This window comes from Nocardia sp. BMG51109, from assembly GCF_000526215.1.
Lineage (GTDB): Bacteria > Actinomycetota > Actinomycetes > Mycobacteriales > Mycobacteriaceae > Nocardia.
This window is the reverse complement of sequence record NZ_JAFQ01000004.1, coordinates 3,598,800-3,621,597: the sequence shown is the minus strand read 5'-3', so window position 1 is coordinate 3,621,597 and position 22,798 is coordinate 3,598,800. Positions and strand designations below refer to the sequence as shown.

At 66.9% G+C, this 22,798-nt stretch carries 24 protein-coding genes; 5 read left to right on the top strand and 19 right to left on the bottom strand.

The features are described from left to right. Window positions 1-90 precede the first annotated feature (90 nt). Both D892_RS46745 and D892_RS0118045 read right to left on the bottom strand, forming a co-directional pair. A complete protein-coding gene (locus tag D892_RS46745; RefSeq protein ID WP_156959554.1) occupies window positions 91-228 on the bottom strand; it encodes a hypothetical protein in 138 nt (45 codons plus the stop codon). Window positions 229-251: 23 nt separating this feature from the next. Continuing rightward, on the bottom strand, window positions 252-1,367 hold the full coding sequence (locus D892_RS0118045) for a TIGR02679 family protein (RefSeq protein WP_198036918.1): 1,116 nt from the start codon (window positions 1,365-1,367) through the stop codon (window positions 252-254). 195 nt (window positions 1,368-1,562) lie between these two features. Between D892_RS0118045 and D892_RS0118040 the strand changes: the two genes are divergently transcribed. Next, the gene (locus tag D892_RS0118040; RefSeq protein WP_156959553.1) at window positions 1,563-2,027 is read left to right on the top strand and encodes a hypothetical protein; all 465 of its coding nucleotides are present in this window, start codon (window positions 1,563-1,565) and stop codon (window positions 2,025-2,027) included. 166 nt (window positions 2,028-2,193) lie between these two features. Here the strand turns inward: D892_RS0118040 and D892_RS0118035 are convergent, their stop codons facing one another. The 13 genes from D892_RS0118035 to D892_RS0117975 form a co-directional block, all read right to left on the bottom strand. Next, on the bottom strand, window positions 2,194-2,442 hold the full coding sequence (locus D892_RS0118035) for a DUF4351 domain-containing protein (protein ID WP_024802590.1): 249 nt from the start codon (window positions 2,440-2,442) through the stop codon (window positions 2,194-2,196). 27 nt (window positions 2,443-2,469) lie between these two features. After that, window positions 2,470-2,691, bottom strand: a complete 222-nt coding sequence (locus tag D892_RS46740) for a DUF4351 domain-containing protein (RefSeq protein ID WP_036569053.1) — start codon at window positions 2,689-2,691, stop codon at window positions 2,470-2,472. Between the two features lie 31 nt (window positions 2,692-2,722). Then, window positions 2,723-3,760, bottom strand: a complete 1,038-nt coding sequence (locus D892_RS0118025) for an Rpn family recombination-promoting nuclease/putative transposase (protein ID WP_024802588.1) — start codon at window positions 3,758-3,760, stop codon at window positions 2,723-2,725. Between the two features lie 267 nt (window positions 3,761-4,027). Further along, window positions 4,028-4,222: a hypothetical protein gene (locus D892_RS0118020; RefSeq protein ID WP_024802587.1), complete on the bottom strand. Its 195-nt coding sequence runs from the start codon at window positions 4,220-4,222 to the stop codon at window positions 4,028-4,030. Next, on the bottom strand, window positions 4,219-5,643 hold the full coding sequence (locus D892_RS0118015) for an amidase (protein WP_036567183.1): 1,425 nt from the start codon (window positions 5,641-5,643) through the stop codon (window positions 4,219-4,221). Before D892_RS0118015 ends, D892_RS0118020 begins: the two co-directional genes overlap by 4 nt. After that, window positions 5,640-6,380: a GntR family transcriptional regulator gene (locus D892_RS0118010; RefSeq protein ID WP_232236106.1), complete on the bottom strand. Its 741-nt coding sequence runs from the start codon at window positions 6,378-6,380 to the stop codon at window positions 5,640-5,642. Before D892_RS0118010 ends, D892_RS0118015 begins: the two co-directional genes overlap by 4 nt. 74 nt (window positions 6,381-6,454) lie before the next feature. Further along, window positions 6,455-7,072, bottom strand: coding sequence for a cysteine hydrolase family protein (locus D892_RS0118005; protein ID WP_024802584.1), 618 nt, complete (start codon window positions 7,070-7,072; stop codon window positions 6,455-6,457). Beyond that, entirely contained in the window at window positions 7,069-8,715 is a 1,647-nt protein-coding gene (locus D892_RS0118000) for a cytosine permease (RefSeq protein ID WP_024802583.1), read from the bottom strand. The genes D892_RS0118005 and D892_RS0118000 overlap by 4 nt, the downstream gene beginning before the upstream one ends. Before the next feature lie 175 nt (window positions 8,716-8,890). Beyond that, window positions 8,891-9,034, bottom strand: coding sequence for a hypothetical protein (locus tag D892_RS46735; protein WP_156959552.1), 144 nt, complete (start codon window positions 9,032-9,034; stop codon window positions 8,891-8,893). A gap of 78 nt (window positions 9,035-9,112) precedes the next feature. Further along, window positions 9,113-9,595 (bottom strand): hypothetical protein, encoded by a 483-nt coding sequence (locus D892_RS0117990; protein WP_024802582.1) that lies wholly within the window; start codon window positions 9,593-9,595, stop codon window positions 9,113-9,115. Between the two features lie 4 nt (window positions 9,596-9,599). After that, window positions 9,600-11,585, bottom strand: coding sequence for a UvrD-helicase domain-containing protein (locus D892_RS0117985; protein ID WP_232236105.1), 1,986 nt, complete (start codon window positions 11,583-11,585; stop codon window positions 9,600-9,602). A 251-nt stretch (window positions 11,586-11,836) separates the two neighbouring features. Further along, complete coding sequence (locus tag D892_RS0117980) at window positions 11,837-12,214, bottom strand: hypothetical protein (RefSeq protein ID WP_024802580.1); 378 nt, start codon at window positions 12,212-12,214, stop codon at window positions 11,837-11,839. A 135-nt stretch (window positions 12,215-12,349) separates the two neighbouring features. Beyond that, window positions 12,350-13,429, bottom strand: coding sequence for a hypothetical protein (locus D892_RS0117975; protein ID WP_024802579.1), 1,080 nt, complete (start codon window positions 13,427-13,429; stop codon window positions 12,350-12,352). A gap of 807 nt (window positions 13,430-14,236) precedes the next feature. Here D892_RS0117975 and D892_RS0117970 point away from each other — a divergent pair. From D892_RS0117970 to D892_RS0117960, 3 genes are all read left to right on the top strand, one after another. Continuing rightward, window positions 14,237-14,623 (top strand): DUF732 domain-containing protein, encoded by a 387-nt coding sequence (locus tag D892_RS0117970; protein ID WP_198036917.1) that lies wholly within the window; start codon window positions 14,237-14,239, stop codon window positions 14,621-14,623. 114 nt (window positions 14,624-14,737) lie between these two features. Beyond that, window positions 14,738-15,652 (top strand): helix-turn-helix domain-containing protein, encoded by a 915-nt coding sequence (locus D892_RS0117965; protein ID WP_198036916.1) that lies wholly within the window; start codon window positions 14,738-14,740, stop codon window positions 15,650-15,652. 2 nt (window positions 15,653-15,654) lie between these two features. Further along, window positions 15,655-16,188, top strand: a complete 534-nt coding sequence (locus D892_RS0117960) for a dihydrofolate reductase family protein (RefSeq protein ID WP_024802576.1) — start codon at window positions 15,655-15,657, stop codon at window positions 16,186-16,188. A 173-nt stretch (window positions 16,189-16,361) separates the two neighbouring features. On the opposite strand, the gene D892_RS0117955 is transcribed toward D892_RS0117960, so the two are convergent. The 4 genes from D892_RS0117955 to D892_RS0117940 form a co-directional block, all read right to left on the bottom strand. After that, entirely contained in the window at window positions 16,362-17,183 is an 822-nt protein-coding gene (locus D892_RS0117955; protein ID WP_024802575.1) for a YceI family protein, read from the bottom strand. A 214-nt stretch (window positions 17,184-17,397) separates the two neighbouring features. After that, a complete protein-coding gene (locus tag D892_RS0117950) occupies window positions 17,398-20,007 on the bottom strand; it encodes an MFS transporter (protein WP_024802574.1) in 2,610 nt (869 codons plus the stop codon). 3 nt (window positions 20,008-20,010) lie between these two features. After that, window positions 20,011-20,511 carry a MarR family winged helix-turn-helix transcriptional regulator gene (locus D892_RS0117945; protein ID WP_024802573.1) on the bottom strand — a complete coding sequence of 167 codons (501 nt, stop codon included), beginning with the start codon at window positions 20,509-20,511 and terminating at the stop codon, window positions 20,011-20,013. A 427-nt stretch (window positions 20,512-20,938) separates the two neighbouring features. After that, window positions 20,939-21,436, bottom strand: a complete 498-nt coding sequence (locus D892_RS0117940; protein WP_024802572.1) for a CGNR zinc finger domain-containing protein — start codon at window positions 21,434-21,436, stop codon at window positions 20,939-20,941. Between the two features lie 262 nt (window positions 21,437-21,698). On the opposite strand from D892_RS0117940, the gene D892_RS0117930 reads away from it, so the two are divergent. Continuing rightward, the gene (locus tag D892_RS0117930) at window positions 21,699-22,760 is read left to right on the top strand and encodes an aminotransferase class V-fold PLP-dependent enzyme (protein WP_024802570.1); all 1,062 of its coding nucleotides are present in this window, start codon (window positions 21,699-21,701) and stop codon (window positions 22,758-22,760) included. Window positions 22,761-22,798 lie beyond the last annotated feature (38 nt).

Sequence of the window (22,798 nt, the reverse complement as noted above, 5' to 3'; positions counted from 1 at the left end):
TACTCGCCGGAACCGACACGAACGGCCTGCCGACGGGCGGTGACCGGCGCGTGCTGCTACCTCGGACGATCGTCGACGGTCCGCCGAATGTCACACTCGGGCCCGCCGCCTGGTCGCGTCCGGCACGGTCATGGCTGGTAGGAGTACCAGCGGGCCCAGGCCACCGGAGTGGGCAACACACGAGAGCCCGGTCGGCATCGCGGCCGCGGCGACGAGTGCCGACACCATCAGTCCGGCTCCTTCGACAGCGATCAGCGGTCCGCCGCCAACTCATCGAGGAGTTGCTCGGCAACGCGTTCCTCCGATACGGCGGTCCCGTGACTCACCATGTGCTCGGCGAGTTCGGCGTCCCACGGTACCGGCGTGACACGGCCGACCGATGGCCCACGGCCCACCGCGGCCAGATAGTCGGCGCTGCTCATGTGCCACGGCTCGGCGCCCACGCGCGCAACGACGTGGGCAGCGATTCGCAAACCCTCGCCGTCGAGGTCACCGTGATATCGTAAGCGGACGCCCGCATCCGAAAGATGCTGCATCAGAAGGACTCCCGCCCCACTAGGCCAGCCGGAAATACATACCAGGGGCGGGCAACGATCATCGAACCGGTGCAGAGCCAACGCCAGAACGCTGGGATTCTCGACCACCGTCACTCGTCTCGGTGCCGGCGCCAGAGCCGGTACGGACCGAAGCTGCCGAAGCGTGAGCGATGCTGCCTCACCGGATTCGGCACCGATATTCAGCACCCGGCTCACGGAATCCTCACCCGCGCAGCGCATGCCGGCGACCAGTACGGTGGACGACAACTCGTCGGCGGTTACTCCGGCCCGCTCCCATAGTGCACGAACCTGCCAGGCATCCGAGGGCGGTTCGACATCGTGAATGGCGCTCAGAGCGCGAACGACCATCGTGTGCAGGCGGGTGCCGTCGTCCAGACCGTGCGGACGGTCGAGCACCTCCTGCGCGAAGACCGGCAGCGGTTTCCCCGCACCGGGCAATTCCCGCACAACGCGCAGCGCCAGCTCCAATTCGCCCCGCGTACGTTGCACCGATCCGTCGATCAGCCCGGACCGCTGCATCGCCGTGACCCACGTTTCCAGCGCCGGTTGCGCCCGCACAACAGGATGATCGGACAACCACCGCCACAGTTCGTCTCGTTCGGTTGCGGCCACTCGTCGCTGTTCGGCACGATCCTCGATCGGCCCTACAAGTTGTTCGACAACCTGATACGCACCGATACCGACGGTATCCACCAACACCGAATCCAACTTCGACACCGTGATCGAGGCAAAGCCGCCGGGCGCACGCGCGAGACCGAACAGTTCGGCGATCGCACCCCGCTGCTCCTCGTCGAGTGGACCGATACGCACGCGCGATACGGGCAACCCCGTACTGAAACGCCGATGCAGCTCTCGCCACAGCGGCTCGAGGGCCGGCGAGAGACCGGCAGCGGTGCGTTCCACAACCTCTCCCATCGCGGTTGAAATGGGCGTCGTACTCACATCGTGCCCGAACGGCTCGTAGTGTTTCGCATGACGCCGAGCAGAGGACGGAGTGAACGATAGTTGATTGACGGATCACAGAAAGGCCGGTCGGCACAGGCAAGCCGCCGATCGTGGTTGTTGCGGCTGGTGCTGATCCTCGGCTCGGTGTTGGTGGTGGCGTTCGTTGGCTCGATCGGTTTTCTCTATCTCTTTTCCTCGACAATCGATTCCGAACCACCGACCATAATTTCCAATGAGGAGCAGATCAGAGGGACCGTCGAATATGCATTCAGATCGTTGAACGCCGGAGATTTCGCAACATTCAACAAGTTGCAGTGTCAACGTTACAGGTCGGAGGGTACGGGAGAACCCAGCCCTTACGATGAGGTTCTTCGAGGTGTCATCCTCGACGGCGTGGACGAGATCACCGTCAACGGCAACACCGCGACAGCTGTTACCCACCATCACTCTCCGGAATTACCCGGCCAGCAGATTTCGAATACCGTCAATGTGGTCCGAGAGAGCGACGGCTGGAAACTCTGCTGAAGCGACATCGGGGCAGCCTGGCATGCCCGACGCCGAATTGGCCGGTGATCGCTTGTGGAAGAACACTATTCGCTACAGCGGCTGAACTCGAGATTTCAGGGGGAAGCTGTCGTAGCGTGTCGATCAGATAAGCGACGATCTGGAGCGCAGCCGGCGAACCGATCGGTCAGGCAAAGATCTCTTCGATCGTCTGCGCGCGGAGAACCCGCTTGGTCCAGGCGCGGAGCTGATCCAGGCTTGCCGATCTGATCCGCTGAATAGTGTCGTCGGGCAGAGTGCCGAACCGGTCGGTCATCTCCTCGATCAACACTGCCGCCCACCCCTCAGCTCGCCCTTGAGCGAGCCCCTCAGCGCGGCCTTGAGCGAGTCCCTCTTCGCGGCCGCGCGCTTCGAGTCGTTCCGCCAGGGTCATCATCGCCCCTTTCGCTCGTGAACCGGCCAGTCAGGCAAAGATCTCCTCGATGGTCTGCGCGCGGAGAACCCGCTTGTTCCAGGCGCGGAGCTGATCCAGGCTTGCCGATCTGATCCGCTGAATGGTGTCGCCGGGCAGAGTGCCGAACCGGTCGGTCATCTGCTCGATCAGCACTGCCGCGCGCCCCTCAGTGCGTCCTTGAGCGCGCCCCTCTTCACGGCCGCGTGCTTCGAGTCGTTCTGCCAGGGTCATCGTCGCCCCCTTCCGCTCGTGAACCGGCCGGTCAGGCAAAGATCTCTTCGATCGTCTGCGCGCGGAGAACCCGCTTGGTCCAGGCGCGGAGCTGATCCGGGCTTGCCGATTCGACCCGCTGGATCGTGGCGACGGGCAGAGTGCCGAACCGGTCGGTCATCAGCTCGATCAGCACTGCGGCGCGCTCCTCAGCGCGCCCCTCCTCACGACCGCGTGCTTCGAGTCGTTCTGCCAAGGTCATCGTCGCCTCCTCTGCTCGTGGACCGATCTGGGCCATCCCCGCGGCCAGCTTGCCGGGATCGGGATCGCCGACTTTCATCACGTAGCTGATCACGATCTGTAGCTTCCTCGCCGCGTTCGGCCCGGCCTCCAAGGCGCGGAGGTCGTCTGCGAGCCACTTCAGGATATCTTCTACTACCTGGTCGTTGCCTGGGACTATCTGCTGCAACACCAGGACCGTCCGGGCCGCGGGGGTCAGGTCACGCTCGCGCAGTGCTTCCAGGCCGAGACGGGAGACGTCATCGAGCAGGAACCGGAACTGCGGCATGTACGGCGCTATCGCGGTCTTGGCGGCGGCGTCGAGGTCGATGAGGTCGGTGAACTGCAGCGGTGCCGACCAGGCCCGTCCGGTAGCGGTGTTGTGCACGACCAGGGGGATGATCGCGGGCAGCATCCGCGGCGGGGGCGGTACCGGCTCACCGGCCTCGCGGGCACGCGTACGTTCGGTCTCCTCCTGGTCGAGGTAGCGCCACCAGATGTTGACCATGTACTCCAGCATTCGCAGCGCCATGAACCGGTCGCTGCTGGATTGGTGCTCGGCGAGGACATAGAGGAAGGCGGGGCGGTCGTCGAGGGTGGTGCGGAACAGTAAGTCGCCGTAGCGGTTCGACAATTCGGGGTCGACGAAACTGCAGTGCTGCAACTCCATGTGGCGCCAATCGATACGGCCGGCGAACTCGGGACTGGCATGCGCCGCTACGACGGGGCGGAATTCGGAGGCGGCGTCGTCGGCGTCGGCGAGGAGGCTGCGGAAGAGCGAATCGTGCGGGTTGAACCGCTGATCGGTCATGGCCGGCGACACTACGGGCGGACACCGACAGGAAGGCAATCCGACAGCCCGCCCACCAGGACGGGTGTACCCGGCCCTCAGCCTGTTCGGACGGGATACGTGCCCGCGGCCCGGCCCGGCTGTCGACCGCGCTGACCACCGGAGCAGCATTGCCGATCCGGACCTTGTGACCGGCGTGCCGCCTCGGAGTCCGCTGCCCGGGCCAGTGGCCGCGACCGTTCGAAATGTGTCCGGTGCGGCCACAACGGCCATAGGGAGTCGGAGGCGCTACTGTGCCCAGTCGGTGATCCGCCCTTCGGCCCGGAAGCGAAGTGCCGGGTCTACGTAGCGGGCCTCGGGGACGGCATAGAGGGCGTCCACCTCGGCCCGCTGGATAGCGAAACCGGAAGCGTAGGCAGCGATTTCGGTTTCCGACGCAGGCAGGCTTGCGAGGTCCAGGAGGGTTTTCACTACGTCGTTCATGCGGCCACTCCTTGGGTGAGGGAGGTGGGGGCTTGGCGGTGCCAATCGGTGGACTGCTGGAAAACGTCTGCTACGCGGAGGATTTCGGCCTCGGCGAAGGCGGGGCCCGCTAGTTGGAGGGACAGTGGGAGGCCGATGGCGGTGAAACCCATGGGCACGGCCAGGACCGGGTTGCCGACCGTGTCCCAGTACGGGGTGTGGACCAGACTGAACAGTCTGCCGAAGTCGAGTTGGCCGCCGGGGCCCGTGAGCGATTCGAAGGTCGGTGCGCCGGCGGCGGCGGTGGGGCAGACGATGACGTCCACGGTGTCGAAGAGTCGTCCGAGGGCGTCCTGGGCTACTCGGCGAACCCGTTGGGCCTGTACGTAATCGGCGCCGGATACCTGTGCGCCGATCGACGCCATCGCTCGGGTGGCGACGAAGTAGTCGTCCCAGCGCGTGGACAGGTCGGTGCGGTGGTAGGCCAGCGCCTCGGATCCCGCGGTGATCATGTCGGCGGTGATCATCTCCTGCCGGTACGGCAGTGTCACCTCGGTGGTGGTGGCGCCGGCGCCGGTCAGGACCGTGAGCGCGGCGTCGAATGCGGCGGACAGTGCCGGATCGCTGTGCTCGGGGAAGTGCCCCTCACGCACGACCCCGATCCGCACTCCGCTGAGATCCTCGGTCCAGCCGGGAACGGTGAACGGTGCGTCCACGCAGTCCGGATCGCTGGCGTGCAGGCCGGCGATCACCTCGAGCACGACCGCGCAGTCCCGTGCGCTGCGTGCCAGCGGGCCGATGTGATCGAGGCTGTATCCTAAAGGCACACAGCCCGATTTGGGCACCCGGCCGAACGTCGGCATCAGGCCGCTCACCCCGCAGAACGCCGCGGGTATCCGGATGCTGCCCCCGGTGTCGGTCCCGAGTCCGGCCAGGAACATGCCGGCGGCGACGCCGATCCCGGTGCCCGAACTCGAACCGCCCGGCCAGGTTTCGGGGTTCCACGGATTGCGTGGCACGGGAAAGGGTTTCGTGGGATCGGGCATGCCGCAGGCGAATTCCATGGTGGTCGTCTTGCCGGTGATCACCGCGCCCGCTGCCTTGAGTCGCGCTACCACCGGTGCGTCCTTGCCCGCGCCCCACTCGGGGTCGAGGATGAGGCTCTGCGCCGTCGTCGGGCCCTCGGCGACGGCGAGAATGTCCTTGACGCCGAAGGGAATTCCGTGCAGTGGACCCCGGTCGTGTCCGGCGGCGAATTCGGCGTCCGCGGCGGCGGCGCGTTCCAGTGCGTACTCGTCGAACCGGCTCAGATAGCAGCCCAGGGGGTCGTCGAGGCGATCGGCCGCGGCGATCGCCGAGCGGGTGAGGTCGACGGACGTTACGGTGCCCGCGCGCAGCGCCGCGGCCGCGTCGGTGAGGGTGAGCGGGATATCTGCTGTCATGACAATTCCTTGCTGCTGCCGCGCGACACGAATCGGAAACGCTCGCCGCGGGTGTGGATGTAGGCGACGTCGAACGGTCTGCCGTCGAGGTCGTAGATGATCTGTTCCATCGAGATCAGCGGGACGCCCTCGCTGATGCCCAGCGACTCGGCCAGCGACGCGTCGGCCAGCTCGCAGTCGAAGATGAATTCCGAATCCGACAGTGCCACACCGGCATCGGCGAGCAGCTGGTACCAGTCGGAGACGAACGGGGTGTCGCGGAGTTTGCCGGCCTGGGGGTAGCGCACGTAGTTGGTCGCGATGGCGACCGGCTCCTCGTCGTGCAGCGCCACGTATTCCATTCGCAGACACGGTTTTCCGGGATCGATCTCGAGCCGCTCGGCCACGGCGCCCGGCGCGCTCACCACCGATCGGTCCAGTTCACGCGGCCGCATCCGGTGGTTGAACATGCTGTCGCCGGTGGGTTTGATCACGCCGTGCGCCTCGGGCAGCGACGTGGTCACCGGTTCGATCACGGCGTGGGTGCCCACGCCCTGCGTCCGTTCTATCAGGCCCTCGGTGCGCAGCATCGCCAGCGCGGCCCGCACGGTGGCCCGCGACGCCCGGTAGGAGGCCATCAGCTCGGCCTCGCTGGGCAGCTGGCCGTGCGCGTACCGGCCGCCGCGCACGGTGGCCCGCAGGATGTCGCGCAACCGGCGCACCTCGTGGACCCGTTGCCGCCCGGAGGCAGTCCTCACACCCCCGGACGGTAGGCATTCGCCGTTGCTGACGGATCTCTCGCCGATGACTCCGGCGTTACGGCCGAGCGTGATCATAGAAGTGCCGGTTCTTCCCGAACGGCCGCCGCATCGCTGTTCACGAAGTCGGCGACCCCGATCACCTCCGCGAAACCGCAGTCGCGCATGACCTCGATCCCGATCTCGTGCAACCGGGGCGTCTGGGCGGCGCAACAGTCGTGCAGCAGCGTGACCGGGAAGTCACGCATAATGGCCGACCGCACAGTGGTCTCCACGCAGAAGTTGGTTACGACGCCGCACGCCACCAGCTCGGTCACGCCCATACCGCGCAGCAACGGCTCCAGTGAGGTCCACTGGAAGGCATCCAGCCGCGCCTTGTCGACCACCAGATCCTCGGGGCCGCAACCGAGTTCGTCGATCACGTCGCCGTCCCAGCTGCCCGCCCGCAAGCCGCCCGAGGCCTCGATGTCCGGGGTACGTCCGGCCAGCCAGGGCCCCTGGTCCGGATAGCCGGGCCGGTACACGTGCCGGGTGAAGACCACCGGCATGCCGATCCGGCGAGCATGCGCCACGGCCTCCGTGGCGGCCGCGACCGCCGCGTCGTTCCCGGCCAGGCCCATGCCCAGCCGCGGCAGCGAGCCCTCGGGGTGGCAGAAACCGTTCTGCATATCGATGACGATCAGCGCTTTCATCGCGCAACCTCCAGTTCGGGTTGTTCGGTTCGGGGCATGCCGAGGACGACCGGGCCCTTCGGTGGTCGCCACGCATGCGGTTTGCAGGAGTCCTTGCAGGCGCCCTCGGTCGAGCAGCACAGCGAGCACACGGTGCCGCCGTGGAAGGGGCAGGTGGCCATGTCGACGACGTCGAAGCTGCCCTCGCATACCGAGCACGGCAGTTCATCGGCGCCCTCCGGAAGCTCGGAGACCCGAGCGACGTACCAGCGGCCGCGGGTCGCCCAGGCGATCACCGGTGGCAGGACCAGGGCGATGCCGAGCGCGATGAACGGGGACAGCGCCGCGGCGGTGTCACCGAAGACCCGGTAGTAGGCGACCATCGACACCACGCCGGCGACGATCATCGACCCGAAGCCGACCGGATTGACGTTGTACAGGTGCGCCCGATGGAAGACCAGCTGCGGCGGCGCCAGCTTCAGCCATCGCTTGTTGATCACCAGGTCCGACACCATGGCGGCGATCCACGCGATGCCGATGTTGGAGTACCAGGCCAGCACCTGGACGATGTGGTCGAAGATGCCGATCTCCATCAGGATCAGCGCGAGCCCCACCTGCAGGAACACCCATGCCGCCCGGCCGGGATGGCGGTGCAGCACCCGGGAGAAGAAGTTCGACCAGGACAGCGAGCCCGAATAGGTGTTCATAATGTTGATCTTGATCTGGGACAGCAGCACCAGACCGCCCGCCAGGATCAACGCCGACGTGTGATTGCCGGTCAACCGCTCGTACACCACGGTGAACAGGTCGACCGGCACGCCGACACGGTCCGCGTCCAGCGTCGTGGCGGCATAGCCGACCAGCAGCGTGGAGGCGAAGAAGATCCCCACGGCGAACAGCGCGAACCCGGGCCCGCCGAAGATCACCGCCAGCCGCCACCGGCCCAGCCTGCCCTTCTCCGGATCGGGCATCAGCCGCAGGTAGTCGCCCTGCTCACCGACCTGCGCGGCCAGCGACAGCTGCGCGGCGGCGATCGCGAACACCGCCAGCACCGTCACCCCGGCGGCCCCGCCCGGTGCCACACTCGCCGGATGCACCATGTGCTGCCCGGCGTCCGGTGCCGTGGCCGCCGCTCCCAGCGCGAGCCCGATCAGCACGATCCACAGCGGCCAGGTCCAGGCCTGGAACTTGGCGCTGAACGACATGCCGTAGAGCGTCAGCGGAATCATCACCACGGCCACCAGGACGTAGGAGGCGTGAATGTCCATGTGGGTCAAGGCCGTAACTGCCTGCGCCATGATCGCGCCCTCGTAGGCGAGGAAGATCAGCGTGTACGTGGCATAGACCAGCGAGGTCACGGTGGAGCCCAGATAGCCGAAACCCGAACCGCGCGTGAGCAAGTCGATGTCGACGTGGCGGCGCGCGATGGCGAACGCGATGACCAGCGTCAGCGGTATCGTCACCACCGCGGCCAGGCCGAAGCCGATCAGCGCGCTGCCGAACCCGAATTCGTCCACGAACGCCGCGTCCAGCGCATAGCCCGCCATCGCGGAAATCCCGACCAGACAGGACAGGAACACCATCCAGGGGGACCATCGGCGGAACGCTGCCGGCGTATATCGGAGCGAATAGTCCTCCATTTTCGGATTGTCGGTGAAGCCCATTGTCGATCCCTTCGCTGCGGTGAGATCGACGGTGACAGCGGCGTATTTCGGCCCGGTATCTACTGTCGTTTCGCCTGGTTACGCCGGATCGGGCGGGCGGGGCGGGGCGCGGAGCTCGGGTTATGCGCGAATCGAAACGTATTCCGCCGGATTCGCCGGGAGTTACGCGGCCAGGTTATAACCACGCCGTCAGGTCAGGCGGCACCGTTCCCGACCCGGCCGTGTCGAAGACCTGCGGGAACACGGCGATCGACCTACCGACACCCATCGCGCCAGCCGCCTGGGCCACATCGGCGGGAATAGTGGTGGCTTCGGTCATGTCCCCCATACGTCGAAACCACCCGGGCTTTAACCTGACTCGCTGTGTTGCTGGAACACTCGCTGCCCTCCGTCTGATTCACCGGTGCGCAATGGTTTTCGGGATCGGCTCGCCGCCCCTGTGGTTCTGAGGAAAGCACGGTGAGGACACTCCGACGGCCAGGCTTCCACGAGGGTTCCGGGTGAGTATCAGCAGATATCCGTCCGGGGTGCCGGCCTTCACCTCCGGGATGTCAGGGTCACTGTTGTCACGGAATGGTTTCCACCCCAGCCTCTTCCATACCGCTTCGAACAGATCCAGGTACTCACCGCCCCGGTCCGCGGGTACACCGATGACCCAGTAGTTTGCACCGAGGTTGTAAGGGCGGTTCGGCACGGTGTCGTCATCGATACAGGGCACGACCGTGGCGTCACCGAACATCGTTTGCGGAAACTGAGGGTTCTGCCATGAGAGCGAGATCTCGGTGGGGAGCTGTCGGAGCGTATCGAGCAGGTAGGCGACGACCTGTTGCCGCGCCGCCGCCTCTGTCAGCACGGCGTCCGTGGGGCCGGCGGATACCACGCAATCACTCTCTCATCAACCCGATCCACACGTAATCCCGCGCCCTGGTCAGCGCCACCATGGTCTGGCGCAGGGTCAGTTCCGCGCGATCGCGTTCGCCGCCGGCCAACCGGCCGAGTGATTGGGCCGGTTCCTCGACGAGATGGAATACCGCGGCGAAGTCCATGCCTTTCGCGCGGTGGACGGTGCCGACCTTGACTTCGTTTCGGTGGGTGCCGTCGTAGTATTCGAGGGGCATCGAGGGGATGTTACTGCGGCGCAGTAGGTCTCGGATCTGCTCGGCTTCCCGGTTGGTGGAGGTGATTACGGCCGTGTCGGAACGGGAGACAGGGCATTCGGAGACTGCCCGGACAAGTCGGGCATGGGCGTCGTTGTGGGAGACGATCTCGTATTCGGCTGTGCCGCCGGGCAATACGACCTCGGTGTCGCGGAGTACGAAGCCGGGTTCGCCGTCCAGGTCGTCGACGGTGTTGGTGGCGTCCATGCGGGCGGCGTAGTGGTGGACTGCTTCTCGATTGCGGTAGTTGATGCGCAGGACGGCGCCGCGGCCGACGATCGGGATGCCCGCGTCGGACAAGCGCCAACCGCCCGGGTAGACCTGTTGCTGGCCGTCTCCGACCAGCAGGAGCGGGGAGTTCGGAGTGCCGCCGGCTATTTGGTGGGCCAGCATCAGCTCCGTCAAGGTGAAGTCCTGGACCTCGTCGACGACGACGAGCGCGTAGGGGTCGTCGCTCGGCGCTGCTCGCAGCTCGGCGATGGCCATGTCGATGACGTCGTTGAAGTCGTGCTCCCTGCGTGCTCGCAGGTTGTCCTGATACGGCTCGTACAGGTGCTTCCAGATGAACTCGCGCCGGTCACCGTCCAGGGCGAGGCGCTCGCGGCCGGTGCGGTCGATCTCCCTGTACTCCTTCAGCTTTCTGATGCCTCGGCCCTTGATGACGCGCTGGATTTCGTCCTTCCAGTAGTGCGGGTTCGGTTCGATGGCTCCCAGGACGTTGCGTGCGTTCCGCCATGCTCGCGAGAAAGCGTTGTCGCCCTCGACGAGTCTGGGCTCGTACCCCCGTTCTCGCAGAAATCGCACCGTCCAGGAATGCAGTCCGATGAACTCCGCGCGGTCGCCCGCATTCGGTGCGAGGCGGCGAAACCCCGACTCGTGGTAGGCCGGTAGGGTGCGCACGAAGCTGGTGAACAGCAGGCGGCCGGGCTCGTGTTTCGCGAGACGTGCCATTCTGTGCAGTGCCACAACGGTTTTCCCGGTTCCTGCTGGGCCACTGAACCGGGCGGGTCCGTTGAAGTTCCGGTGGACCAACTCCAGCTGAGCGGGATCCAGGAAGGTCATCCACTCGGCGAACGGGCGGCCGAGAGCTCGGGTGCGTTCGTCGTCGCGCAGTGCCGACGGCGCGAAAAGCCCTTCTGTCACGGAGGTTTCGGGCACCGGTGCGCTGTCGCTGGAAATCAGCTCGTACCGGATGTTTCGGTCGGCGGCGGTCATCGCGATCTGCCGAGCACCCTGTTTGGACAGTTTCGGTTCGGCGAAGAGGCACTGCGGCAGGCTGGTCAGATCGGCGGTCGTGTACCGGGCCTCCGCAGGGGTGTCGTCCGCTCTCGGCATGAGCAGCAGCACCTCGACCATGTGCGGAACGTACCGGCTGCGGCCGGCGACGAGGTTCGTGAACACCTCCTCGGCGTGCGCGCGGATCTGTCGCAGAGCGGATTCGGACGGGACGCTGTCGGTGAACACCAGGGCGAACACGCCGCCCGGACCCACCGCGAACGCCCCCGCGTGACCGGGTGGCGGGAACACGTCACCGCGCTCGACCAGCACATGCCACCCGTTGCGCATCAGCGGCACGGACAGGAAGCGACGATGCGCTCCGGTCAGAAACGGCAGAGCATCCAGTTGCTGCTCCACCCACCGACGACGTTGCTCAAACCTGATGTCGGCCATGCACATCCCCAATTCAACCCAGTGATCGATCATCCAGCTCATCGGATCCGAGTCGAAAACCCCGCCTGTCCAACCCATCGCCGGGCCTCGGTGTCCGCGCCCTCGTCACAGCAGACCCGAGCTGAATCCCAGATTGCTCGCCGATCGGGCAATTCAGATGCTAGCAACACTCGGATGTTGGGAACATCTGAATCGTCGAATCAGCGACATCCAGCACATGCCCAGCACGGTGGGAGTACGAGCCGCCGACCCGCGGCTATGACATTCCGGTGGAGGAGCCAACCGCTACGGCGCTATTTCGGTGCATAGAGTTCGGGCCGGAAGAGCCCCTCGGCACCCTCTCGGGTGGAGAGCTTTCGTTGCAAGCCTCGTGCGTTACGGTCGGCGAACCCAGTGCACGTACCGGAATCGGCGCATCGTGGGACACACCGGTCCAGCTTGCCAGCACCTGATCTCCAGTCCGGCTCCGCCACCAGCTCCACCCCGTCCCACGTAAACCGCGCCGTCGTCACGGCATCATCCCCGTCCCCGGCCAGAATCTGATGTATCGCAATGCCATCCAGCTCGGCATACGTGCACCACTCGTGGCCGGAGGTGAGGAGCAGGTCCAGGTCCAGTGCCGACAGCAGGGCGAAGATCTGGCCGCGGCGGTAATCCCGGCCCGTTCCCACAGCGCGCGAACCTGCCGGGCATCGGAGGGCGGCTCGAGATCCTGCATGGCGCTCAGAGCGCGAAAACCGGTAGCGGTATCCTCGCGCCGGGCAATTCCCGCAGGACACGCAGAGCCAGCTCCAGTGTCCGGGGCGTCAAGATTTTGGCCTACCGTCTTCCTGCTTGTCGAAGTAGAGGATGGTGTCCGCAGGGTAGTCCTGGAGCAGCATCCCCTCGCATGCTGTGCGGAAACCGCCGGCGGAGAGGCCGGTGAGGATGCCGAACAGCCTGGGGTTGCCGAAGGCTGCGCGGATCTCGGGAGGCGAGGCGTCGACGGCGCTGTCGGTGGTCAGGTCCCCGAAATCCAGGGGGCGCAACGGTGTGTCGAGTTCTGTCCGGCCCGCTGGGCGGCCGATCGCCGCGTACTCCTGCGGTTCGCCGTGGTCGTACCGGCACAGCTCGTAGGAGACGTCCTCGATCGCGGTCACGCTGATTATCGGCCAGCGGGACGACAGGCGCAGGGCGAGTGGGTGTTTGCCCAGCGGGGTCAGCTCCCAGTTGCAGCTCATGATGGTGATCCACGGGTCGTAGGATTCGTCGATCAAGACGATGTCCGGTCCCAGCGATCCGTCGGTGTTCAGCTGAGCGTCGAGGATCTGTTCGTGCCTGGGAGCGACGGGGAATACTCCGTTGGCCGCATAGGCGTCGATGATGGCGGTGCGGATGTCGGCGACGGTGTCTCGCGGGCGGGGACGCAGATTCAATGCGCCGAAGGTGGTCTCCAGTTGCACCGGAGCCTCCGGAAAATCCGGTGGTGCACCGGATTCCATCGGTCCGAGACCTACGAGTTCCAGGCGCAGGTCGATCTCCTCGAGGCACCAGCGCGGTGCCCTGCTGGCGTAGATGATGTCGCGGCGGGTCGACTGCGAGACATCCACGAGGGTGTCGCAGCCCAGCCGGCGCAGCGTGTTGTAGGTCGAGATCGTGAGATCGAAGTCGGCGAGCGGGGCCTCGTGCAGTTGCCGAACCAGCTCCGCCGGAACAAGACTCGAGTACGCCCTGCGATACGCCAGGGTCGCCTGCACGATCGGCAGTGCGGCCCGCAGCGCGCGCTCGAGCGCGCGCAAGCTGCCGATCAGTTCCTCGATCCGATCCGAATCGCCCGCCGCCCGTTGGCAGTTGATCCGAACGACCTCCTCGGCGGCGGCGATCGCTTCCGCCTTATCCGACTGCATACGCCTCGACCTCGTGCCACTGCGAAATACTCTCGCGCCGTGCGCATATCAAGGCCGGGTGAACACAGGTCAGCGCTCGCGCATGCCGGCCACTCGTCGCGGGAGAGGTGCGGTTTCCGACCCACCACTTCCCGTCCGAGTCGTACGAGATAATCACCGGAACATTAGAACGCCGAGCGGTACCGGCCGCCAGACCCGTCACGGGGGCCTTGACAAAACGGATCCGGGTCGTGCCGATGTTCCAAGGCCACCGGAAAGGCCACCGGCCCGGCCGAGCGCGATTCCCGCCGATGCGCAAGGGTCCATCGTCCCGAGAAGGAACGGACCGAATCGGCCGCATCGCGTCCGTAGGCCATCAACTCACCGCCGGGGACCCCTTGTCGACCTGCTGGTTACTCGCATTTTTCGAGTGGCCGAGTAAAGCGCAGCAACACCATTCATCGCATCGATCCGAACAAGGAGGGTGGTTACGATGGCTCCACCTCGGAATGCCGCGGTCGGGTAGGTGCACCCTTCGAGACGGTGCCCGTCTAGGGCACAAGGGCATCGGTTGACGACAACCGGTCACCGACACGGGTCCCAAAGGTCACCGTCTCGGCCATCCCGCACACAGGTGGCTAACAAGCGACGCACAATGGTAAGCCAGCGGGTGTTTCCGGGTGACGAGATCCGTTGCTGCCGCTAACAACTCGCCGACAATGTCGGAAACCGATCGGGGGTCGATGGTAGCTGTGCCGATACCCGAGGATCGGTGCGCTCGGTTTCCGACCCGAGCCCAGTAGAAGACGTATGGAATCCGGAAAAATCATGCACAACAAGGTTTTTCGTGCCGTCGCCACCGCCGGTGCCGTGGGCACGGTCATTTTCCTGCTCGGCGTGCCCGCCGGTGCCACGCCGGACGGAGCCACGTCGACCACGCGCAATACCGGTCCCGAACGCAGTGCCGTCGATCGGCAATTCCTGAAGCAGAGTCATCTCGAGGACGCCGACCACATCCGGCAGGACGCCGGCATCCAACTGGCGCACGCGGACTGCGCGTGGCTCGATGCCAAGGGGAACTCGGCGGCCAATCAGATCGCGCTGGCGGAGAATCTGCGGAGTTCGGTCGACTATCCGTACACATTTCTCAATGCCGCCGTCGACGCCTACTGTCCGTGGAACCAGCTGGCACGGCCGACCATGTACAGCGGATGAGAGCCCCGCAATCGCGGGGCTCGGCCGAAGAGCAGCCCGGTAGCGGAGGGGACCCCCGGACTTGCGCAAGAACGGTCAAGCGCCGCCGCACCCGCGCATACCAGACTGATATCCGTGACCAATGGACGCGACCGCCTGCGTGAACTGCTCGACGCCGTGCTCGAGGAGGGTAATACGACGCTGAGCGCGATGGCGCAGGACGCCTTCGCCTCCCCGTACCATTTCACTCGCCAGTTCTCGCGCGGCACCGGCGAGTCTCCGGTCGCCCTCAAGCGCCGGGTGCTGCTGGAGCGGGCGGCCTGGCAGCTGCGGCACGGCTCCTCGGTGACCGAGGTGGCGTTCGCGGCCGGGTACGACTCGGTGGAGGGATTCAGCAGGGCGTTCAGCAGAGCCTACGGGCATCCGCCGAGCGCCGACGACGAGTCGAAGCAGCACTGGCTGCCCGCGGCCAACGGCATTCATTTCCATCCACCGATGTCGCTGTGGGTGGAGAGCGAACCGAAAGGCAGGCATCACATGGATCCGACCTCACTGCTGGTACACCACGATCTCGACGACACCCGGGAACTGATGAAACTGGCGACCGGCCTCGGCGAGGAGCAGTACCGGCGCGGGCGCGAGGCACACCTGGTCCTCGGATGGGACGGCCCGGACGATTCGATCGCGACCGCGCTGGATCACCTGGTCTGGACGAAGGAGGTGTGGCTGGCATCGATCGACGGCGCCGACACCCCGCCGCGCCGACCCGACGATCTGCCGACGCTCATGCGCCGGCTCGACGAGGTCGGCCCGCACTGGCTCGACACGATCCGCGACATCGACCGCCGCGACGGCTGGGGCGACACCCTGATCGACGCGCTGTGCGAGCCGCCGGAAAGCTTCGTCGTCGGCAGCGTCATCGCGCACGTCCTCACCTTCTCCGCACACCGCAGGCAGCTGGTCCGGCATTGGCTACGCAGTGAAATCCCGGACAGTACAACAGAGTTCGACAACGGCGACCCCATCATGTGGCTCCGAGAGCGAGGCTGACCATGCCCTTCACCACCTACTACACCGCGACCACCCTCGACGGGTTCATCGCCACACCGGATCATTCGCTGGACTGGCTGCTCTCGCGCACCATCGACGGCAACGGGCCGATGGGCTACGAGGCGTTCATCACCGATATCGGCGCAATCTGTATGGGCGCCAGTACTTATCAGTGGCTCCTCGACAACCAGGGCAACGAGCCGTGGCCGTATCGGGTGCCGGTCTGGGTGTTCACCCACCGCACCTTCCCCGCACGCACCGACGCCGACATCCGCTTCACCCAGGACTCGGCGCCGGCGGTCCACAAGCAGATGGCGGATGCGGCGGGCGACAAGCACATCTGGGTGGTCGGCGGCGGCGACCTCGCCGGCCAGTTCGCCGACCACAGCCTCCTGGACGAGGTCTGCGTCTCCATCGCCCCGGTCACCCTCGGCACCGGCGCTCCCCTACTCCCCCGCCACCTCGAACTGAAACTCACCGAACTCGCCACCAACGGCGAATTCGCCTGCGCCCGCTACACAGTCGCCCACACCTGACCGCCGGACACCGACTGCGGAAGTAACCGCGGTCCGGCACCAATTCACCCTGCCCCGAGAACACACTCGATTCACTTACCGTAGAACCAGCAGCTCACCACGCTGCACGCAGTGATCACCGAACGCGGCGGCGGCCCCCCTGTGGGGACGCGGCCGCCGCGAGGATCCGGTGCCTACATCTGCGGCAGGCGGTCGCCCTGCACCAACTCGATGTCGAGGTCGAGCTTCACCGTGGTGCCGACCGCCGCGACGCCCGCGCGGACCACGGCGTTGTAGTCGATGGCGAAATCGTCGCGGCGCAGGAGTGTTTCGGCGTGGAAGGCGGCGCGCACGCCGCCCCAGGGGTCGGGGCCGTAGCCGCCGTAGGTGACGGCCAGCTCGACCTGCTTGCGCTGGCCGTGCAGCTCCAATTCGCCTGGCATCGACCAATTGTCGGCGCCGGTGCGCTTCAGGCCGGTGCCGGTGAATCCGATCAGCGGGTACCGCTCCACGTCGAGGAACTCCCCGGAACGCAGATGATCGTCGCGCATACCGACGCCGGTGTCGATGCTGGCGGCCTTGATCTCGGCGTATCCCGTTGTCTTCTCGAAGTTTTCGGCGACGTCGAGGCGGCCGCTCACATCGTCGAAGCGGGCCCGGATGCTCGCGATGCCGAGGTGGCGCGCGGTCACCACGACGTGCGAATGCACCGGGTCGATCGTCCACGGCCCCGCCGGCGGCGTCTCGATCGAGCTCGCCTCCGGTTCGAGCCGGACCTCGCCGAGGCTGCCGGCGCCCGACGACGAGACGCGCGCGATCTGCGCGACCGGCTTGTGGCCGGGTGCGGTCACGACCGCGGTGTGCATGCCCGCGGGCAGCGCCTCGGTGCCGGCCGCGCCGCTCTCGTCGGCCACCGCCCGGCCCAGCTGCCGACCGTCCAGGCTGGTGACGGTCAGCACCGCACCGGCGACCGGCCAGCCGTCCACGGTCCGAATCTGTGCGGTCAGCCCACTCATATCGTCGCCCTCCTGATTCCCGGCACCAGCAGGTGCCGATATTCGTTCGAGCCCCCCGATCGTCTGCCGGCCACCGTCGAGACGATTGATACCGCGGCCACTCCCCCGTCTGCTTCCGGCCGGAATCCACGAGTGCCGGTGCGGGATCCGGGCCGAGCGCACGCCGGAACGACCAGGACCGGTGACGACTGCGGTTGCCGAACTACCCCGCCATTCACGACGGCCCCGCCTGACCGTTGACGTCGTAGCCGAGCCGGACGTCGTGGTCCACCTCGCCGCCGGCGATGGTCACCGCGCCGGTCACCGGCGGGTAGCCGCGCGCGACGACCGTGTACTCGCCCTCGGGCAGATCCGGCACCGCGTAGCGGCCGTCCTCGTCGGTGCGGGCGGTTCCGACGGTGGTACCGGTACGGTCGAGCACCGTGATCTGCGCGTCGGGCACGACCCGCCCCTCGGCGCGGACCGTGCCGGACAGGACGGCCATCGACTCGAGCTGGACGTCGTAGTGCAGCCGGCCGCTGTCGGGCACGGTCAGGGTGGTCGCGGTGGGCCGCTTGTGCTCGGCGACCGCGACCAGCGTGTAGGTCCCCGACACCACGCCGTGGCAGGAGTACGCGCCGTCGCCGGCCGTGACGGCCGCGCCGACCACCTCGCCGCGCAGGTCGGTCACCGTCACGGTGGCGCCGGCCACCGGTTCGCCGCCGGCCGTGCGCACCGTGCCCGACAGCTCACCGGAACCGCGCAGGGTCAGGTCCAGCTGCTGCGCGCTGCCGTCGACGCTGACGTTCACCGCCGTCGGCTGATGCCCGCTCGCCGACACGATCAGCACATAGCTTCCGGGCGTGGGCGGTTCGATGGTGTAGGTGCCGCCGCCGTCGCCGGCGGAGCGCGAAACCTGGTGTCCGCGTTGGTCGATCAGGGTCAGGGCGGCGCCGGGGACCGGGCTGCCGTCCTCCCGCCGGATATGTCCGCCGATGGACCTGCCACCGGTGGAGGCCACGGCCCGGGTCGTCGTCATCGCCGACACCCGTTGCGCCGCATAGCCGTTGACGGCGGAATGGCGCCCGCCCGTGCCGACCAGTGCCGGTTCGGGTTCCGGCCTGGGCTCGGGTTCGGGCCGCGGTTCGGCGACCGCCGGCGCGGCACCGGCCGGCACCCGGTCGTCGACCCGCTCCACATCGGCGTTGCTCATCACCTTGTCGTCCGATTCGACCGCATCCAGCTGTGGCTCCGGATCCGGCTGGGACGCTGGGGCATCCTGCAATGGAATCTCCTTCATGAACATCAGCACGATGCACGACAGCAGGGCGACCCCCGCGGCCACGAAGAACACACCGTGCATCGCGTTGGTGAAGCCGATCAGAATCGGTTCACGCACCTGATCCGGCAGCGCCGCGATACCCGCGGTGTCGGACTGCATCTGCTCGAGCCGGTCGGTGTCGAACCCGGCGGGCAGCCGCCCGCCGAAGGCATCGACGATCTTGTTGGGGAGCAGGTTGAACAGGATGGTCAGGAACACCGCCACGCCGAGCGTGCCGCCGACCTGCCGGAAGAACGTCGCCGACGCGGTCGACACGCCCATATCCCGGCGCGGGCCGGCGTTCTGCGCCGCGATGATCAGCGTCTGCATGCAGAAGCCCAGGCCGAAGCCGATGACGGCGCCGAAGACCAGCGGCTGCCACAGCGGGCTGTCGAACTGCACCTGGGCGTAGAGCAGGGCGCCGATGGTGATGACGAAGGTGCCGAAGACGGGCAGGATCTTGTAGCGGCCGGTGCGCCGGGTGATCTGGCCGGCGATCACGGAGCCGGACATGATGCCCAGCACCAGCGGCAGCATCAGCAGGCCGGCCTCGGTCGGTGAATACCCGCGCACCACTTGCAGATACAGCGGCACCATGGTGATGGAGCCGAACATCGCGACGCCCACGATGGTGCCGCCGACGATGGACACCGAGAACGTCGAGTTCTCGAACAGCCGCAGCGGGATCAGCGCCGAATCCTTCATCAGGGCCTCGACGATGAGGAACAGCACCAGGCCGACCGCGCCGACGCCGTAGCAGAGGAGCGCCTTGCTGGAGTCCCAGCCCCAGGTGCGGCCCTGTTCGGCCACGATCAGCAGCGGCACGACGCAGATGGCCAGCGTGACCGCGCCGAACCAGTCGACCCGCAATTTCTGCCGTTGATGCGGCACGTTGAGCACCTTGGCGACCACCAGCAGGGCGAGGATGCCGATGGGCACGTTCACCAGGAACACCCAGCGCCAGCCCTCCAGGCCCCACAGGTTCTCGTAGTCGGAGAACAGGCCGCCCAGCACCGGGCCCAGCACGGTCGAGGTGCCGAACACCATCATGAAGTAGCCCTGGTACCGCGCGCGCTCCCGCGGGGGCACGATATCGCCGATGATGGTCAGCGCCAACGACATCAGGCCGCCAGCGCCGAGGCCCTGGAAGGCCCGGAATCCGGCCAGCATGTACATCGAGGTCGCGAACGTGCACGCCGCCGAGCCGATGACGAACAGACCGATCGCGGTGAGGTAGAACGGCTTTCGGCCGTAGATGTCGGCCAGCTTGCCGTACAGCGGCGTGCTGATCGTGGCCGTGATGAGATACGCCGTCGTGGCCCACGCCTGCTGGTCGAAACCGTTCAGGCTGTTGGCGATTCGCACGATCGCCACGCTCACGATGTTCTGGTCCAGTGCGGCCAGGAACATTCCCAGCAGCAGACCCGACAGGATGGTCAGGATCTGCCGGTGCGACAGCGAAGTGTGCGCACCCGCGTCCAGGTCCGGCTGCGCCGCCGGTGCCTGGGTGGTCGAAGTTGTCATCTATCAGGCCCTATTCGAATCGGCTGTAGCAGTGGTCTTCTCGATGCTGGTGACGAGTCGCTCGACGAGCCGGGTCAGCACCGCCCGCTCGTCCTCGGGCCAGTCGGCCAGCATCTGGGCGATCCGGTGGTTGCGGATGCTCCGGTTCTCCTCGAACACCCGCTCCCCCTCCTCGGTGGCCGCCAGCACACAGGCCCGGCCGTCGACCGGATCGGCTCGGCGTTCCACCAGTCCGTGCGACACCAGGTACCGGACCTGCCTGCTGATGGTCGAGGTCTCGGCATGCAGCAGTTCGGCGACCTTGCCGGTCCGCTGCGGCCCGTCCTGGACCAAGCAGTACAGCACGGCGTAGGCCAACCGCTCCAGCCCGTCGGGGCCGTGCTTGGTCAGCTGTGATTTTGTCCTACCGATCGCCCGCACGAGCCGGACCAGCTGGGCGCCGAGCTGGTCGGCGACGTCGAGTTCGGCTGCCGTAGCGCCACGATCACGGGCAGCAACGACCATGATCCGTTTTCCTTGTTCCCGCACACATTCGTTAGCAGCTACAACTAGTTGCTGACGCCAACTATACAGACCGGAGGTGGTGCCTCCGCAAGGAGATTCTGCCGCCGCCCCGCCGGTCCGTACAGCGACTTTCCGATAGCCGTCCCCGCAGGTCGAGATGCCCTTATGCGCAGGAGTGAGGCGGCACCCCAGGTCGGCTGTGTCCAGGAACACAGTGGCGGCCGCGCGCGCATCGGGTATCCGCGCCCTGTCCAGGAACCTGGAAAAGATGCGGTCGCGGCAGGTGGGAGCCATGCACCCAGCACACACCCTCGAGCGAACTCGAGGTCAAGAGCGCGGGGCGGCAAGGCATGAGGACCGGTCCGGGAGCGACTATGGCCCAGCCCGGGGAGCGACTGTGCCCGATTCCGGAAGACCGTGACCCGGCTCAGGCGGCGCGGCGACGGTGTTCGGCGACGTGCACGCGGGTGGAGCACCTGGTGGAGCAGAACCGCCGCCGGCCGTTGCGGGAGGTGTCGACGAAGACGGTGCGGCAGCCGTCGCGGGCGCAGCGGCCGATGCGGCCGGCGTCCTCGCAGAACAGCGTGGCGAGACCGGCGGCGGTGTATGCCTTCACGCGCTCGTCCATCGGATCGCCCTCCCACGCGTAGTGCAGGTGCGGCGGGCGGCCGTCGTGCGTGGAAATGTATGGGCGACTGGTGGTTTCGGCCAGCAGCGCATTGATCCGGTCGACCGTCGGATCGGCGAACACCTCGTCCAGGCGGCGGATCCAGCGGCGCAGATCGGCGGTCTGGCGGGCGCTCAGCGTGGTGATCGGGCGGTAGCCGAACTGGTCGAGCAGGCGGACCAGATCGGCCGCCGAATCGGCGTTGACGAGCCGGGCGGCCAGTTCGGCGGCGGCGCCGCCGTAAGGGTTGAACTGCACTAGGTCATTACAGCACGCTGATCGTATGAATGCGATATGCCCTTCCTGTTCCTGGCCGGACCCGGTCGTCGTCTCGTCGCACGGACCGGTGCGGTATCTGCGCTGCGTCTGCGGACGGTGGCTGGTTCTCGACGGCGGCGAGCTGGTGGCGGCCCCGGGGGCCGGTCAGTTCGCCGAAGCGGCGACCGGTCCGGCCGCATGCGGGTCCAGCGGGCGGTGAGTGGCTCTTGCCCGGCGCCGTGCTCCGATCCACGCTGAGTCGATGACCGTGCACACCTCGGTATCGGATCTGCTGCCCGCCGACGTCCTGGACGCCTTCGCACCGACAGTCACCTTCTTGAACACGGCCAACTACGGCCTGCTGCCGAAAACCGTTGCGGCGGCCGTGGCGGAGGTCGATACGCAACGCCTGCACGGGACGTTCCGCACCGCATCGGTCGATGCGGTCGTGCGGTCGTGCCGCGCCGGTTTCGGTGAGCTGACCGGATTCGCGCCCGAACAGGTCGCCGTCGGCGCACAGGTGTCGCCACTGGTATCGCTGGTGGCCACGGCGTTGCCGGAGGGTGCGTCGGTCGTGGTCCCGGAGGGCGAATTCACCTCCGTCCTATGGCCTTTCCTGGCCAGGCCCGATCTGCGGGTGCGCACGGCGCCACTGGCCGATATCGCCGCGGATGTACGCGAGGGCGACGACCTGGTGGCCGCCTCGGTGGTGCAGTCGGCCGACGGGCTGGTGGCCGATACCGCGGCGATCGTCGCGGCGGCCCGAAAGCAGGGTGCCCAAGTGCTTTTCGACCTCAGCCAGGCCGTCGGCTGGTATCCGGTGCGCGACCTCGGAGCCGACTGGGTGGTGAGCGTCGGCTTCAAATGGCTGCTCGGGCCGAAGGGGACGGCGTTTCTGGCCGGGACGGACAAGGCGCTCGCCCGGCTGCGACCCCTGGCCGCCGGTTGGTACGCCGGCTTCGATCCGTGGGAGACCTGCTACGACGCACCGCTGCGGCTGGCAAGCGACGCACGGCGTTTCGACCTCTCGCCGACCTGGCAGGCCTGGGTCGGACAGCAGCACGCCCTGGACCTGGTGTCCGCGATCGGAATCGACGCCATCCACCGGCACGACCTCGCACTGGCCGATCGGTTGCGCGCGGGACTGGGTCTGCCGCAAGGGAACTCGGCCATCGTCTCGATCGAGGCGCCACCGGAGACGCTGCGGAGGCTGGACGAGGCCGGCGTGGTGGGTTCGGTGCGCGCGGGACGCCTGCGGCTGGGCTGCCACCTCTACAACACCGAGGCCGATATCGACCGCGCCCTCGAGGCATTGCGTGGTTAGCGGCATTGCGCGGTTAGCTGTTTACTTGCCGGCCGTTG

Excerpts from the sequence above, each read along its gene's own strand:
- D892_RS46745 (WP_156959554.1), bottom strand. The coding sequence starts at position 228 with ATGGTGTCGGCACTCGTCGCCGCGGCCGCGATGCCGACCGGGCTCTCG.
- D892_RS0118035 (WP_024802590.1), bottom strand. The coding sequence starts at position 2,442 with ATGATGACCCTGGCGGAACGACTCGAAGCGCGCGGCCGCGAAGAGGGA.
- D892_RS46740 (WP_036569053.1), bottom strand. The coding sequence starts at position 2,691 with ATGACCCTGGCAGAACGACTCGAAGCACGCGGCCGTGAAGAGGGGCGC.
- D892_RS0118025 (WP_024802588.1), bottom strand. The coding sequence starts at position 3,760 with ATGACCGATCAGCGGTTCAACCCGCACGATTCGCTCTTCCGCAGCCTC.
- D892_RS0118020 (WP_024802587.1), bottom strand. The coding sequence starts at position 4,222 with ATGAACGACGTAGTGAAAACCCTCCTGGACCTCGCAAGCCTGCCTGCG.
- D892_RS0118015 (WP_036567183.1), bottom strand. The coding sequence starts at position 5,643 with ATGACAGCAGATATCCCGCTCACCCTCACCGACGCGGCCGCGGCGCTG.
- D892_RS0118005 (WP_024802584.1), bottom strand. The coding sequence starts at position 7,072 with ATGAAAGCGCTGATCGTCATCGATATGCAGAACGGTTTCTGCCACCCC.
- D892_RS0118000 (WP_024802583.1), bottom strand. The coding sequence starts at position 8,715 with ATGGGCTTCACCGACAATCCGAAAATGGAGGACTATTCGCTCCGATAT.
- D892_RS46735 (WP_156959552.1), bottom strand. The coding sequence starts at position 9,034 with ATGACCGAAGCCACCACTATTCCCGCCGATGTGGCCCAGGCGGCTGGC.
- D892_RS0117985 (WP_232236105.1), bottom strand. The coding sequence starts at position 11,585 with ATGAGCTGGATGATCGATCACTGGGTTGAATTGGGGATGTGCATGGCC.
- D892_RS0117975 (WP_024802579.1), bottom strand. The coding sequence starts at position 13,429 with ATGCAGTCGGATAAGGCGGAAGCGATCGCCGCCGCCGAGGAGGTCGTT.
- D892_RS0117970 (WP_198036917.1), top strand. The coding sequence starts at position 14,237 with ATGCACAACAAGGTTTTTCGTGCCGTCGCCACCGCCGGTGCCGTGGGC.
- D892_RS0117960 (WP_024802576.1), top strand. The coding sequence starts at position 15,655 with ATGCCCTTCACCACCTACTACACCGCGACCACCCTCGACGGGTTCATC.
- D892_RS0117955 (WP_024802575.1), bottom strand. The coding sequence starts at position 17,183 with ATGAGTGGGCTGACCGCACAGATTCGGACCGTGGACGGCTGGCCGGTC.
- D892_RS0117950 (WP_024802574.1), bottom strand. The coding sequence starts at position 20,007 with ATGACAACTTCGACCACCCAGGCACCGGCGGCGCAGCCGGACCTGGAC.
- D892_RS0117945 (WP_024802573.1), bottom strand. The coding sequence starts at position 20,511 with ATGGTCGTTGCTGCCCGTGATCGTGGCGCTACGGCAGCCGAACTCGAC.
- D892_RS0117930 (WP_024802570.1), top strand. The coding sequence starts at position 21,699 with ATGACCGTGCACACCTCGGTATCGGATCTGCTGCCCGCCGACGTCCTG.